Origin of the sequence: Actinopolyspora mzabensis (assembly GCF_900101095.1) — a bacterium.
Lineage (GTDB): Bacteria > Actinomycetota > Actinomycetes > Mycobacteriales > Pseudonocardiaceae > Actinopolyspora > Actinopolyspora mzabensis.
Genome location: NZ_FNFM01000005.1, coordinates 147,507 through 161,240, shown reverse-complemented (window position 1 = coordinate 161,240; position 13,734 = coordinate 147,507). Strand labels below are relative to the sequence as shown.

Here is a 13,734-nt window from a genome sequence, read left to right as displayed (position 1 = left end):
CCCGTGGGACACGGCGACGGATCACGCGGCGCCGTGCGTCACGTTCAACCGCATCGTGTGGGTAACCAACGTCCGTAAAGCATCTACAGTGGACAATGAATCACGTGCGTCGCAGGTGATCAATGGAACGTCCGGAGCGATCGCGAGTGCTTCGCGGATCTCCTCCAGCTCGTGGGTCAACGCTCCCTCGAAGAGGTTGACTGCCACTACGAACGGGATGTCCGAGTCGTGCTCGAAGTAGTTGATCGCGGCGAACGACTCCGCTATTCGTCTGGTGTCGACCAGCACGACCGCGCCCAGCGCACCTCGGGCCAGGTCGTCCCAGAGGAACCAGAAACGGGACTGACCGGGAGTTCCGAACAGGTAGAGCATCAGGTCCGGGTGCAACTGAATACGCCCGAAATCCATCGCCACGGTGGTGGTCGTCTTCTCCCCGGCGGGATCGAGATCGTCCACGCCTTCGCTGGCCTCGGTCATCCACGCCTCGGTATTCAAGGGAGTGACCTCGGACACCGAGGACACGAACGTGGTCTTGCCGACTCCGAATCCACCCGCGACCACGATCTTCGCCGAGAGCATCAGCTCGGACTGGTCACGCGGAGAGCTTGTTGAGGCCATCGAGAATCCTCTCGAGGATATTGTGATCGTAACTGTAAGCCTGTCCGGTGGGATGAATGACGATCGCCCCTTCCGTGGCCAGGTCGCTGACCAGCACTCGAATCACCCCGAGCGGGATGTTCAGCGAGGCGGACAGTTCGGCCAGCGATATCGGCCGTCGGGCGTGCTCGTAAACCGACCGGGATTCCGGAAGCAGCTTTTCGGCGAGCTCGGGGTCGTAGTCGGACACCGAAATCATCGTTTCCACGAGAAGCTGGTGCCGGGTACGGGTTCGTCCGTGCGTGAGCGCGTAGGGCCGCACCCGGCTACTGCGGCTTTCCCGCTGGTTCTGTGAGTGTGTGACCATGGGTCTTCCTTTAACCGATCAGTCACGCGGCCTTCGCGCGGTTACGACGCGCCTTAAGTCGGCACGGACCTCCGGGGTCAACGCGTGCCCGGTGTTTTCCACGAACTGGGTCATCTCGTAGGCGACTACGCGCATCTGCGCCTCGGCCGAGGTCAGCACGGCGAGTCCCGCGCCGGAACCGATCCCCATGAACAGAAAGTATCCGTGCCGCAGCCGGAGAATGATCTGTTCGCATTCACCCTTGTCGAACAACGAGGAACCGTGGTGCGCCAGGCTGAGCATGCCGCTGGAGATCGCCGCGAGCTGCTCGGACTCATCGGAGGTGACCGAGGAGGAAGCAGCCAGTGGCAAGCCATCCGCCGACAGGATCAACGCGTGGGTGGCACCGTGCACCCGGTGCACGAAATCGTCGACCAGCCAGTCGAAATTCGCGGACTGGGCATTGTTCTCTGCAGCCGTCACTGCTGTGACCTCTCGGCATCGTCGGTTTCGTTGTGCTGCCTGGCTTCCAACTCGCCCTCGGCGAAATCTCCCAGGTCGGAGAGCAGCTGCTGATGGCTCTCGCGGATGTCGCGTTCCGTGTCGTCGGAGTGGGGTTCCCGAGCGGGCGCGGCGGGCCGGTTCCCGCCACCGGCGGATCCCTTCAGGCTCTGCGAAACCCTGCGTGGCAATCCGTTGGCCGTGGTGGCGGGCTGCGACTGGTCCTGCTGCGCCGCCGCCTGCTCCTCGGAGGGCCAAACGGGCTCGGTCGCCACCTCGGGAGTTTCCACACCGGCCTCCGTGGATTCGGACGGGGTTTCGGCCACCGCGTTGGCCCGTGGTTCCGTGGTCCCCCGCGGTTCCGTGGTCCCCCGCGAGTCCGCGTTCGCTCCCGCGGAACGCATGCTCGGGATCGCCGGTTCCTCGGACACCCGAGGCTGCCTCGACCCGCCGGTGGCGGAAGCCGCGTTCTCGTGCACCAGGGAGGGCGGCAGCAACACCGAGGCAGTCGTCCCGTGTGGCGCACGACGCGCCAACCAGACCCGAATACCGTGTTTGCCCGAGATTCTGCGCACCACGGCCAACCCCATGTGGCGCACCGCGTTGCGATCGAGCACCGGGGCACTCGCCAATCGTTCGTTGAGCGCGGAGAGCCTCGCCGCGGGGAGGCCGATACCGGCGTCCTCGACACGCACCATCATGCTGCCCTGCTCGGTCAGGTGCGCGCTGATGGTCACGGACGAATTCGGCGGGGAATGCGCCGTGGCGTTGTCCAGCAGTTCCGCGAGCAGCCTGCTGACGTCGTCCGCGGCGAACCCGACCACACCGAGCTCGGTCACCCTGCCGAGTTCCACCCGGTTGTAGTGCTCGATGGACGACATACCCGCACGGATCACGTCGACCAGTGAAGCCGTCTCGGGCTTCGCACCACCGGCGTCCCGCCCGGCCAGCACCCGGAGGTTCTCACCGTTGCGCCGCAGCCGGGTGGCCAGGTGGTCGAGCCGATAGAGGCGATCCAACGACTCCGGATCGTCCTCTTCGGACTCCATCTGTTCCAGTTGTTCGAGCAGCGAGTCCACAAGGTTCAGATCACGCAAGGCGACACTGGAGCAGACCCCTGCCAGCACATCCTGCGAACTCGGCTCACGCGACGGCGCAGGGCCGATAATCTGCGCCACGGTGTCCCGTGAACGCTGCAGCAGTTGTCTGGTCGAGCCTTCCAACCGCTGTCTCGCCGCACCGTCCCGTAACGATCTGCGCGAGCGTTCGAGCATCTCCCATACCCGACTCACCATCCCACCTCGCAACCAAAGCACCTATTACCGATCCGGGCTTCGTGCGGACTCGTGTCACGAGATCCAATCAGATCGGTTGGCGGAAGTCTACGTGGTGTTCCTATTGGCCCGTGGGGTGGCCTGTGGTTGTCGCATATTACCGAAAATTCGACGAACAAGAGCATTTTCCCAGCTCACCGGAACAAAAACCCGAGCCGAATGTTGCGATCACCATCTTTTCACCCGCCCCCGTCTGCCGGCAGGAAGATCGGGAGGAGCGGTGAAAGCAGCGCACGGCCGCACCACGCCGCGCGGTATCGCCGCAGTACGGGGCAACCGGGGTGAGACCGGGGAAACTCTCGGAAACGCGTCACACACACCGAAGTCGACAACCACGGAATGCCGTGAAAAACGCCGGAAGCGGGCGGCACGGGTTCCTATTGCCACCGAAAACGGAGAATACCGTCCTGACGACGAAATTCCGCCGGTCGGGATGCTCGGGCCGACCACCGCGACCGACGGGATTTCCGAACCGGAATCGGAAGTGGCGCCCCTGCGGCGGAGGCGCCGAACGTACTTCCGTTCCCGGTTTCGGGGGAGGGCGAGGTTACAGGGCCACGCCCAGCAGGGCGTCCACCGCACGGCGGATCGTCGCGGGGGCTGTCGTGTCCTCACCCCCGTCGTACAGCGCCTCGTCGACCCAGGCGTCCACGGCGCGCAGCGCCCCTTCGGTGTCGAGGTCGTCGCTGAGCCGCTCACGCAACCGGTCGAGAGTCGAGTCGGCGGCGGGACCCGCCGAGAGCTCCGCAGCCTGCCGCCAGCGGGAGAGCCTGGCAGCACCGGTGGTGAGCAGATCGGCGTTCCACGAACGATCGGCCCGGTAGTGACCGCTCAGCAACGCCAACCGAATGGCCATCGGATCCACCCGATCGCCACGCAACCGGGAGACGAACACTAGGTTGCCCTTGGACTTGGACATCTTCTGGCCGTCCAGTCCCACCATCCCGGCGTGCGAGTAGTGGCCCGCGAAGGGATGTTGCCCGGTCAGCGCTTCCGCGTGCGCGGCACTGAACTCGTGGTGCGGAAAAGCCAGATCCGAGCCGCCGCCCTGCAGGTCGAATCCGATCCCGAGCCTGTTCAGGGCGATCACCGAGCACTCCAGATGCCAGCCGGGACGCCCCGCTCCCAGCTCGGAGTCCCAGGAGGGTTCGTCCGGACGAGCCATGCGCCACAACAGGGCGTCGAGGGGATGCTCCTTGCCCGGCCGGTCCGGGTCGCCACCTCGGTCCGGGAACACCTCCGTCATCTCGGCTCTGGTGTAACGGGACTCGTAACCGAGCCTGCCGGTGGCGTCGTGCCGGAAGTAGATATCCGGAAACTCGGCGTCGAGCCGGTAGGCCGCGCCGGAGGAAAGCAGTTTGGTCACGGCCTGCTCGATCTCCGGGATCGACTCCACCGCTCCGATGAAGTCCCGCGGTGGCAGTACGCGCAGCGCGGCCATGTCCTCGCGGAACAGCGCGGTCTCGCGCATCCCGAGCACGACCCAGTCCTCGTTGTCGTGCGTGGCACGCTCCAGCAGCGGGTCGTCGATGTCTGTGACGTTCTGCACGTAGTGCACATCACTGCCGTTGTCCAACCAGATGCGGTGCACCAGGTCGTAGGCGATGTATGTGGCGGCGTGACCGAGATGGGTCGCATCGTAGGGGGTGATGCCGCAGACGTACATCCGCACCCCGGAACCGGTACCGACCGGTTTTACTTCGCCGGTGGCGGTATCGAACAGTCGCAGTGGATGCGCAGTACCGGGCAGGCTGGGCACGGAAACCGATGACCAGGGTTGCATGAGTCCGACCCTAGCCGCCACGGTTGAGTGACCCGTGACGGGCCGGAGCTTTCCCGCCCCGGGGCCTCCGGTGTCGATTTCTCTCGAAATCGCCGCGCCGCTTCGGCGGAGGCTGAACTCCCACCATCCACGCAACCCGCACCGCCGCGGGTTCTCCGGGGCGGCTCTCGCGAGGACGGCCCCGACGTTGTGTAGGTCGCTACCCGATGTCGGGGCACCCACAGCGAGAGCCGTGCCAGAGGTTCCGCCACCCGAGTGTCCCGGACAACCGAGCGGAAAAGGTTCACGTCAGAAGGGGGGCCAGGGTATGGCGGGCCACTCCCCGGAGGGCGCCGGGAACACCCCACCCCGCAACAACCGGTCGACCCGGCCCCGCAGGGCCTGAACCTCTTTCGGTGTGATGTGCTCGACCAACCCGGCGGCGAACTCGCCGTCCAGCTCAGCTCGCAGCCGTTCGAGGGAGCGGACCTCCGTTTCGTGGAGTGCTTGGCCGAGCCAGCCCCACAACACGGTGCGCAGCTTGTCGTCGGCGTTGAGACTCACGCCGTGATCGATACCGAGCACGCGCCCCCGCGAGGTGCACAGCACGTGACCGCCCTTCCGGTCCGCGTTGTTGAGCACCACGTCGAACAGGGTCAGCTTACGCAGCTCGTCGTGGTCGGAGTGGGCGAGCACGACCGGATCGCCCTGATCGTCCTGCGCGTGCAGCACGGTCAGCCAGTTCGGGGGCACGTCCTCGGGAGCGCGGATGTCGACCAGTTCGGAATCCTGCTCGGTGTCCACCCACAGTTGCACCATGCCCGGCCCGTGGGGGCCCTCCCGTAACAGTGTCGGCGGCACCAGATGCCATCCGAGCGCCTCGGAAAGCAGATAGGCGGCGACCTCACGACCGGCCAGTGTGCCGTCCGGAAAGTCCCACAGCGGCCGTTCACCACGCATCGGCTTGTAGACGCAGTCTGCCCGCAACCCGTCGTTCTCCACCGTGCACAGCAGGGTGGCGTTGGAGGCCTCGACAAGACGTCCCCGGACCTCCAGACTCCCCTCGCGCAGCAGCTCGAGAGCGACGTCGTCGGCGAGCACGACCCGCTACTCCTCTTCCGAACGGCGGTAACCGTTCTGCCGTGGGCAGATGTGGCCCTCCGGATCGAGTGGCTCCGAGCACAGCGGGCACGGTTTCCGGCCCGCCTCGATCACTCGCTGCGCACGCTCCGCGAAGGCACGTGCGTGCGCAGCGCTGAGGAACACCCGAACCGCGTCCGGCCCTTCGTCGGTGTCGTCGAGTACGACGGACTCGTCGACCTCCTCCTCGGTGACCGCGAGCAGTTCCACGACGACCGCCTCGGTCTCGGCATCCCAACCGAGCCCCATCGTGCCGACCCGGAACTCCTCCTCTACGGGCACCTCCAGCGGGCCGGAGTCGACCAGTTCGTCCGGCGGTTCGGAGGGCAGTTCGGTGTCGAACCGGCGCTGCACCTCTTCCAGCAGGGCGTCGATGCGTTCTGTCAGCACCGAGACCTGCTGTTTTTCCAGTTGCACGCTCACAGTCCGCAAGTCCTCGGTGGCCTGCAGATAGAAGGTGCGTTCGCCGGGCTCACCGACCGTTCCCACGATGAAACGGTCGGGCTGACGGAATACGTGGATGACACGAGCCATGACACCCTCGACACTAAGTCACAGCGGTGCTGATCATGCAGCCCCTTCCACTCGCGCGCGAAGGGAATCGTTCCTGGCAGCGTGGATATCGATCTCGCCCACCGGGTAGCACGAGCCTCTACCACCCCAGCTGGACGATGTTCGCCGCCCGCGAACAGCGGTCGTCCTTTCGCGTCGCCACAACCCGAACGGGGTTCGGTTATTCCGCGGCAGGACGACTATCACCAAACGTAGCAAAATCGAAACCGAAAGTGATCGCAGCCGTGCGCACTTCGCCACCCCTCGAACGGTGCACCATGAGGCCATGCCGACGATCACAGCAGCACGCACCGTTCCGCCCCCACCTCGCACCGGGGACACGGTTGCGGTGGTCGCACCCGCGGGCCCCGTGCCGGAGGAACAACTGCGGGCCGGTGTCGAGCTGCTCGAATCGTGGGGCCTGCGAGTCAGGGTCGGCGAGCACGTGACGGACCGGCATCCCCGGCTGGCCTACCTGGCCGGTTCGGACGCCGATCGGGCTGCGGACCTGGAAAGAGCATGGTGCGATCCCGAGATCAGCGCGGTGTTGTGCGCACGCGGCGGCTACGGCAGTGTCCGGCTCCTGTCCCGGCTCGACTGGCGAGCCATGGAACGGGCCCCGGGCAAACTCCTGGTGGGCTCCAGCGACACCACGGCACTCCACGAAGTGCTCGGCCTGCGGCTGGGACTGGCGGGCCTGTTCGGACCGATGATCGCCACGAAAGCCTTCACCGAGGACCCCACCGCCCGGGAACACCTGCGGCGCGCCCTGTTCGAGCCGACGAGGGCGCAGCTGAGCAGCCCGCACTCGGCCGCGCTCCGGAGTGGGCGCGCGACGGGCGTCACGCACGGCGGCAACCTGAGTGTACTGGCCGGGCTGCTCGGCTCCGGAGAACTGCCCGAACCACCGAACCCCGGGATCGCCCTGCTGGAGGACGTGACCGAGCAGCCCTACCAACTGGACCGGTACCTCACCCAGCTGAGGCGGGCGGGGTGGTTCGAGGCCGCCGCCGGGGTGGTGTTGGGCTCCTGGCAGGACTGCGGACCGAGCGAGGGCGTGCGCGCGACACTGCTCGACGTCCTGGGCGATCTCGGAGTGCCGATGTTGTGGGAACTGGGATTCGGGCACTGTGACGGTCAGCTCACGGTGCCGCTCGGGGTGAGCGCCGAGCTCGACGCCGAGGCGGGCACCCTCACGATCGGCGGAACCGGACCGGGCTGAAACCTTGGCCCGCCACGGCGGGCCACCTCACGAGAAGCGGTGGCACGAGGAATGCGGGTACGCTCCACCAGCCGGGAGCTGTTGGCGGTCGAGTTGAGCGAGCTGCTGCACGACGGCACCGGCCAACCGTGGTGCAGGGTGGCACTCGACGGCCATCCACTCACCGGAACGGGCGAGCTGGCTGATTCGCTCGCCGAACAACTGCGGCTGCGGGGACGGCACGTACTGCGGGTACGGCTGTGGGACTACGTCCGTCCGGCCTCACTTCGACTGGAGCGGGGCCGCGGGGACCCGGAAGCCTTCCGGTTCGACTGGTTCGACTTCGGTGCCCTGACCAGGGAGGTCCTCGCACCGCTGCGGCCGGGAGGCAGCGGTCTCGTGCTCCCGGCGCTGTGGGATGCGGAACTGGACCGTTCGCCGCGCATGGACCGCGTGCGCCTCACCGAGGGCGGGGTGGTGATCGTCGACGGCCCGTTCCTGCTCGGCGGCGGTCTCGAAACGGATTTCACGGTACACCTGTGGATGTCCGAGAAAGTACTGTTGCGACGGGTCGCCGCGGCAGACGAGTGGCAGCTGCCCGCCTTCGACGACTACCAGCGGGAGATCCGGCCCGATCTGCTGGCGGACCGTCTGGTCCGGATGGACCGCCCGGAACGTCCCGCGATAGTGGACTCGTTGGGTTGAGATTCCCAGCTGCCCCCGGGACGACCACTCCGGGCGCTCGCCGCAACCAGCTGGAAACTCGGAAACGAACGTTCAGGAAACACTTCGCTCGAACGAGGGGACCGCGGCGAGCAGCTCCGTGGTGTACTCGTGCTCGGGCTCGAGCAGCACCCGCTCGACCGGCCCCGACTCCACGATCCCGCCTGCCCGCATCACCGCCACCCGGTCGGCTATGTTCCAGGCCAGCCCGAGATCGTGCGTGATGACCAGGCTGGACACACCACGCTCGCGTCGCAGCCGCAGCAGCAGCGCCAGGATTTCGCCGCGCACCGTGGCATCCAACGAGGCGACCGGCTCGTCCGCGACCAGCACACGCGGACGCAGCACCAGCGCACCCGCGATGACGACACGTTGCCGCTGGCCACCGGAGAGCTCGTGCGGGAACCGCCCGGTGAACTCCTCGGCCGGCCGCAACTCGGCCGCCTCCAACGCCTCGCGAACACGGGTCGCTTCGTCGGCGGCTCCGCCGTGCACCCGCAGTCCCTCCGCCACCGCCTCGTAAACGGTGTGGCGGGGATTCAGCGCGCCCGTGGGATCCTGCAGCACCAACTGCACGTTGCCGCGAAAATCCCGCAGTCGCCGCCCCGAGGTGGGAAGTGGTCTCCCGTCGTAGTAAACCACCCCGGCGTCCGGTCGGCGCAGTCCGAGCAGCGTGCGGGCCAGCGTGGTTTTCCCGGAGCCGGACTGGCCGACCAGGGCGAGTATCTCGTCACCGGTCACCTCCAGATCGACTCCACGCACGGCGGGCACCCGGTTGCGGTAGCGGTCCTCGAACACCACGCTCACGCCCTCGGCCGAGAGCAGCGCTCGCCGGGCGGAGCCGGTCTCCCCGGCGGGCTCACCCGCCCCCGGATAGCGGGAACCGGTATCACCGATCGTGGGAAACGCCGTGGCCAGCGCTCGGGTGTGCTCGTGCTCCGGAGAGCTCGCGAGCCTGCGGGCCGGACCTTCCTCCACCAGCCGCCCCCGATACATCACCGCCAGCCGCCGACAGCTCGCTGCCAGCACCGAGAGGTCGTGGCTGATCATCAACAGTGCGATACCGCGCTCGGCGACCAGCTGCCGCAGCAGGGACAGCACCTGCGCCTGGACTACCACGTCCAACGCGGTAGTGGGCTCGTCGGCGATGATCAGGCGCGGCTCGCAGGCGAGGGCCATCGCGATCATCACACGTTGCCGCTGCCCACCGGACAGCTCGTGCGGATAGGCGTCGCGACGTCGACCGGGAATCTCCACCTGTTCCAGCAGCTCGACCACCCTGGCACGCAGCACCGCCGCCGAGAGACGTTCGGAGGAGTGCAATCGGATCGGTTCGGCTATCTGGTCGGCGATGGTGCGAACCGGATTGAGCGCGTGCATGGCCCCCTGGAAGACCACCGAGGCGCTCGCCCACCTTACGGCGCGCAACCCGCCCCAGGTGAGCCGCTCGATGTCCCGACCGTCGAGCAGAATCGTGCCGTCGACCTCGGCCGAACGCGGCAACAGCCGCAGCACCGCCAGGGCGAGGCTCGTCTTGCCGCAACCGGACTCGCCCGCCAGTCCCAGTGTCGCACCGGCTTCCAACGTCAGGTTCGCGTCGGTCACGGCCTGACGCGGCCGTGCCGAACCGCGATAGGTGACCGAAACCCCGTCCATACGCAGTATCGGATTCATCGGCGTGTTCCCCGCAGTTTCGGATTCAGCACGGTTTCCAGCGCGCGGCCGCACAACGTGAAGCTCAGCACCACGATCGCGATGCCCAGACCGGGCGGCAGCAGATACCACCACGCACCCGCCGTGACCGCTCCGGTGTCCATGGCGGACTTGAGCATCGAGCCCCACGAGATCATGGACGGATCCCCCAGCCCCAGGAAGGAGAGCGTCGACTCGGCGATGATCGCGCTGGCCACGGTGAGCGTGGTGGTGGCGAACACCAGCGGCAGCACGGCGGGCAGCACGTGCTTTCCGAGCAGGTGCCGATGTCCCCCGCCGAGTGCTCTGGCCCGTTCGATGTAGGGACGCGTCTCCACCGTGAGCGTCTGTGCCCGTACCAGCCGGGCGGTCTGCGGCCAGGACGTCACCCCGATGGCGAGCACAATGGTGAACACACCTCTCGACAACACGGTGGACAGGGCTATCGCCAGCACCAGCGCGGGCAGCACGAGGAAGAAGTCGGTCACCCGCAGCAGCAGGGTGGCGACCCAACCACCGAAGTGGGCGGCCAGCAAGCCGACCACGGTCCCGATCACCATCGACAGCACTGCCGCGGACAACCCCACCAGCAGCGACATCCGAGCTCCCCACCAGGTCAGCAGCAGCACCGAACGCCCCGACTCGTCGGTTCCCAACCAGTTCGTCGCGCTCGGCGGTTGCAACGGCGCCCCCTGCACCCGGGTGACGTCGAGCTCGCCGGATCGGGTGAGCACCGGTGCCAGCAGAGCCAGCGCCACTACCACCAGCAGCACGGCCAGCCCGAACGCTCCGCCCCGATCGGCGCGGTAGACACGCCATCCCTCGGTCAGGGCGGCGAGCCGCCGCCCCGTCACTCCGGTGGCGTTCGGCGGGGCGCTCACGACTCACGCACCCTCGGGTCCAGGAATCGGTAGATCAGCTCGGCCAGCACGTTCATCACGATCACGCTCCCTGCCAGCACAATGAACGTTCCCTGCAACAACGGCAGATCGGGCACCCGCAGCGCCTCGTAGGTCAGCAACCCGAGTCCGGGCCAGGAGAAGACGGTCTCCACCGTGATCGCCCCGGCAACCACCAAACCGAGGTGCAGAAAGATCAGCGTCACGGTGGGAAGCAGGGCGTTCGGCACGGCGTGCCTGCGCCGCACCAGATCCTCGCGCAGCCCCTTGGCACGGGCGGTGGTCAGGTACTCGGCCCCCATCTCCTCGAGCAGCGAGGTGCGCATGACCATCATGAACTGCGCGTAGATCACCGCCACGAGCGTCAGGCACGGCAGCACCAGGTGATGCGCCACGTCCAATACTCGGGCAACCACGCCCGCGGGCACGTCGGGGGAGGACATGCCGGCCACGGGAAACAACCCAGGAAGCGGACCGACACCGACCCCGAAGGCCATCAGCAGCAGCAGGCCGAGCCAGAAGGTGGGTACCGACCACAACGTCAGCCCCACCGAGGTGAACCACCGGTCCACCGGCCCGCCCTGCCGCCAGGCGGCGCGGGTGCCCATCCAGAGCCCGACCAGCACCGCCGCCACTGTGGCGGTGCCCCCCAGCAGCACGGTGGGCCCGATCCGTTCGAGGATCAGTTCCGCGACCGGACGGTTGTAGATGTAGGAGGTACCCAGATCGCCGTGCAGCAGGTTCAGCAGGAAGTCGCGGAACTGCAGGTACAACGGCTGGTCCAGACCGAAACGGTGCCGCAGCGCCGCCAGCTGTTCGGCGCTGACCGGGGTGGACCTGGTCATGGTGCGAGCCGGATCTCCCGGCAGTACCCGGAACAGGAAGAAACCGAGCACCGCCACCAGGAACAGGCTCACCACACCACCGCCGATCTTCGCGGCCACGAACCGCAGCAGGGGTGGCGGCCCGTTCGTGGGGCCGCGGGTCTCGAGTTCCTCACGAGTGTCCGTCATGGCCTATTCCCGGTGTTCCGCTGTACGTCGACGACGCGCCGCCGTGGACGCGACCACGACCGCACCGAGCAGTAGCGCTCCGACGACGACGAACGCCGCCGAGCGGTACCCGGCGCCGCCCGAGGCCGTTCGCGCCTGTTCGGTGGGACGGGCTTCGTAGTAACCCCAATAGCCCTGCTGTGCGGTGATGACGCCGCCGTCGGAGGGCTGCGACTCGAATCCCTCGAAACGGTCGGATCGGTATGCCTCCAGCGCGTTGGGGTAGAACAGGATCAGCCCGGTGGCCATCCGGTGGAACCGGCGCTGCGCCTTGCGGATCAGTTCGACCCGCTGGGTGTGGTCGAACTCGGCGAGCTGGCGGGCGTAGAGCTCGTCGTAGCGCCGATCGCACAGGAAGCTGTCGGGCAGCCCGCCCCCACCCGGTTTGGGCCTGGCACCACAGGTCTGCAGCCGCAGCACGTAGTCCGGGTCGGGATTGACCGACCACCCGCTGACCACCATGTCGAAGTCACCGGCCGTGGTGCGCTGGTTGACCTGGTTGTCCGAAACCGGTTGCAGCCGAACCCGGATTCCCAACCGGGACAGCCACTCCTTGACGAACTTCCCGACCAGCGCGTCGGTGGGCGAGTCACCGTGCAGCACGAACTCGAAGTCCAGGACCCTGCCGGAGGGGCCGCGGCGAACTCCCTCGGGCCCGCGGGGATAGCCCGCCTCGTTCAGTGCCCGGTTGACCGCCTCGATCGAGAACGGGCGTCTCGCCTCCGGCGGAGGTGTCCAGTAGAAGTCCTCGAATATCGGGGGGAGGTACCCCGCGCCGACGGTTCCGTAACCACTGAGCACCCGCTGGACGAGGCGCTCCCGGTCGATGGCCCGATCGATGGCCCTGCGCACCCGGGCGTCTTGCAACGCCGGGTGCCCCGTCCCGATGGGATCGCCCGCGCTGTTGGCGGCCCCCGGGTTGAGCACGATCTCGAAGAATCGCCGCCCTTTGCCGCGTACCCGGCGGATGTCCTCGGTGCCTCGCAGTGCGTCGAACTGGGTGGGCGTGAGATCCCGGACCACGTCGATCTCGCCCTTGCGCAGCGCCTGCACGGCGGCGTCGCTGTTCTCGAAGTTGACGAACCGCAACCGGTCGACCGTGGGAGCACCCCGCCAGAAGTCCTCGTTGGCGCGCAACGTCAGATGCTGCTGGGGACGGTACTCGGTGGCCACGAACGGCCCACTTCCCACGATGGGCATCCGCTGGTTGGCGAACTCGGCCACGTTGTCGATTCTCGACCAGACGTGCCGGGGAACTATCGGCGCGGCGATGGAGCGCATGGTGGCCTGTGGACTCTCGGTGCGGATCACCACGGTGCGATCGTCGGGAGCGGTCACCGAATCGAAGTTGTCCACGTAGTTGCCGTTGGCCGTGGCCGCGGCGGGATCGTCCATCATCCGCTTGAAGGTGTAGGCCACGTCGTGGGCGGTCACGGGCCTGCCGTCGGACCAGTTCACTCCCTGCCTGATGTGGAACGTCCAGGTGAGCTTGTCCGCGGAGGACTCCCAGTCGGTGGCGAGTTCCGGTACCACCGAGAAGTCCTCGGCGCTGTAGGTGGTCAGGGTGGGGTAGATCAGCCGGAACACGTCGGTCGAGGCGAGGCTGAACCCGAGGAACGGGTTGAGCGAGTCGAATTCCTGCTGAATACCCACCCGAAGGGTGACCTCTCCCCCGTTCGTGGAGTCAGCGGCGGTGGCAGGCGTGTGCTTTCCGAAGGCGGGCACCGACGCCGCGAGAAGCAGGGTGAGGATCAGCAGCAGGGCGCGTGGGGCCGCTCTGCGAGCCCGCGAAGCTCTCACACCCACCGTGATCACCCTTTCGCTCTTCGTGACGAACGAACCACTCGAAACGGTTCCCGGTCAATGATTCACCGGTTGGGCGTGGCGAGCACGCCGAAACGCTATGCGCGGTTCGGAGCTACCCGGGACGGCACC

General features: G+C 67.3%; 13 protein-coding genes. 2 read left to right on the top strand and 11 right to left on the bottom strand.

The genetic code is table 11. The annotated features are described in order from the left end of the window. Positions 1-21: 21 nt before the first annotated feature. The 7 genes from BLR41_RS09805 to BLR41_RS09775 form a co-directional block, all read right to left on the bottom strand. Positions 22-579, bottom strand: a complete 558-nt coding sequence (locus BLR41_RS09805) for a GTP-binding protein (RefSeq protein ID WP_092627723.1) — start codon at positions 577-579, stop codon at positions 22-24. Between the two features lie 13 nt (positions 580-592). Further along, positions 593-964, bottom strand: a complete 372-nt coding sequence (locus tag BLR41_RS09800) for a DUF742 domain-containing protein (RefSeq protein ID WP_092627722.1) — start codon at positions 962-964, stop codon at positions 593-595. A gap of 18 nt (positions 965-982) precedes the next feature. Further along, positions 983-1,426 carry a roadblock/LC7 domain-containing protein gene (locus BLR41_RS09795; RefSeq protein WP_092627721.1) on the bottom strand — a complete coding sequence of 148 codons (444 nt, stop codon included), beginning with the start codon at positions 1,424-1,426 and terminating at the stop codon, positions 983-985. Then, positions 1,423-2,739 carry a sensor histidine kinase gene (locus tag BLR41_RS09790; RefSeq protein ID WP_092627720.1) on the bottom strand — a complete coding sequence of 439 codons (1,317 nt, stop codon included), beginning with the start codon at positions 2,737-2,739 and terminating at the stop codon, positions 1,423-1,425. The genes BLR41_RS09795 and BLR41_RS09790 overlap by 4 nt, the downstream gene beginning before the upstream one ends. 586 nt (positions 2,740-3,325) lie before the next feature. After that, on the bottom strand, positions 3,326-4,561 hold the full coding sequence (gene mshC, locus BLR41_RS09785) for a cysteine--1-D-myo-inosityl 2-amino-2-deoxy-alpha-D-glucopyranoside ligase (protein WP_092627719.1): 1,236 nt from the start codon (positions 4,559-4,561) through the stop codon (positions 3,326-3,328). Positions 4,562-4,849: 288 nt separating this feature from the next. After that, positions 4,850-5,641: an SCO1664 family protein gene (locus BLR41_RS09780; protein WP_092627718.1), complete on the bottom strand. Its 792-nt coding sequence runs from the start codon at positions 5,639-5,641 to the stop codon at positions 4,850-4,852. A 6-nt stretch (positions 5,642-5,647) separates the two neighbouring features. After that, entirely contained in the window at positions 5,648-6,214 is a 567-nt protein-coding gene (locus tag BLR41_RS09775; RefSeq protein ID WP_092627717.1) for a DUF3090 domain-containing protein, read from the bottom strand. A 304-nt stretch (positions 6,215-6,518) separates the two neighbouring features. On the opposite strand from BLR41_RS09775, the gene BLR41_RS09770 reads away from it, so the two are divergent. Further along, a complete protein-coding gene (locus tag BLR41_RS09770) occupies positions 6,519-7,454 on the top strand; it encodes a S66 peptidase family protein (RefSeq protein ID WP_092627716.1) in 936 nt (311 codons plus the stop codon). A gap of 51 nt (positions 7,455-7,505) precedes the next feature. Next, on the top strand, positions 7,506-8,138 hold the full coding sequence (locus BLR41_RS09765) for a nucleoside/nucleotide kinase family protein (protein ID WP_092627715.1): 633 nt from the start codon (positions 7,506-7,508) through the stop codon (positions 8,136-8,138). A gap of 72 nt (positions 8,139-8,210) precedes the next feature. Here BLR41_RS09765 and nikE read toward each other — a convergent pair whose 3' ends face one another. The 4 genes from nikE to BLR41_RS09745 are packed head-to-tail and all read right to left on the bottom strand — an operon-like array spanning position 8,211 to position 13,599. Further along, positions 8,211-9,830: a nickel ABC transporter ATP-binding protein NikE gene (gene nikE, locus BLR41_RS09760; protein ID WP_092627714.1), complete on the bottom strand. Its 1,620-nt coding sequence runs from the start codon at positions 9,828-9,830 to the stop codon at positions 8,211-8,213. After that, complete coding sequence (locus BLR41_RS09755) at positions 9,827-10,729, bottom strand: ABC transporter permease (RefSeq protein WP_218120042.1); 903 nt, start codon at positions 10,727-10,729, stop codon at positions 9,827-9,829. The genes nikE and BLR41_RS09755 overlap by 4 nt, the downstream gene beginning before the upstream one ends. Next, on the bottom strand, positions 10,726-11,760 hold the full coding sequence (locus BLR41_RS09750; protein WP_092627713.1) for an ABC transporter permease: 1,035 nt from the start codon (positions 11,758-11,760) through the stop codon (positions 10,726-10,728). Before BLR41_RS09750 ends, BLR41_RS09755 begins: the two co-directional genes overlap by 4 nt. A 3-nt stretch (positions 11,761-11,763) precedes the next feature. Continuing rightward, positions 11,764-13,599, bottom strand: a complete 1,836-nt coding sequence (locus tag BLR41_RS09745) for an ABC transporter substrate-binding protein (RefSeq protein ID WP_245694032.1) — start codon at positions 13,597-13,599, stop codon at positions 11,764-11,766. Positions 13,600-13,734 lie beyond the last annotated feature (135 nt).

Excerpts from the sequence above, each read along its gene's own strand:
- BLR41_RS09805 (WP_092627723.1), bottom strand. The coding sequence starts at position 579 with ATGCTCTCGGCGAAGATCGTGGTCGCGGGTGGATTCGGAGTCGGCAAG.
- mshC (WP_092627719.1), bottom strand. The coding sequence starts at position 4,561 with ATGCAACCCTGGTCATCGGTTTCCGTGCCCAGCCTGCCCGGTACTGCG.
- BLR41_RS09750 (WP_092627713.1), bottom strand. The coding sequence starts at position 11,760 with ATGACGGACACTCGTGAGGAACTCGAGACCCGCGGCCCCACGAACGGG.
- BLR41_RS09765 (WP_092627715.1), top strand. The coding sequence starts at position 7,506 with ATGCGGGTACGCTCCACCAGCCGGGAGCTGTTGGCGGTCGAGTTGAGC.
- BLR41_RS09800 (WP_092627722.1), bottom strand. The coding sequence starts at position 964 with ATGGTCACACACTCACAGAACCAGCGGGAAAGCCGCAGTAGCCGGGTG.
- nikE (WP_092627714.1), bottom strand. The coding sequence starts at position 9,830 with ATGAATCCGATACTGCGTATGGACGGGGTTTCGGTCACCTATCGCGGT.
- BLR41_RS09790 (WP_092627720.1), bottom strand. The coding sequence starts at position 2,739 with ATGGTGAGTCGGGTATGGGAGATGCTCGAACGCTCGCGCAGATCGTTA.
- BLR41_RS09770 (WP_092627716.1), top strand. The coding sequence starts at position 6,519 with ATGCCGACGATCACAGCAGCACGCACCGTTCCGCCCCCACCTCGCACC.
- BLR41_RS09775 (WP_092627717.1), bottom strand. The coding sequence starts at position 6,214 with ATGGCTCGTGTCATCCACGTATTCCGTCAGCCCGACCGTTTCATCGTG.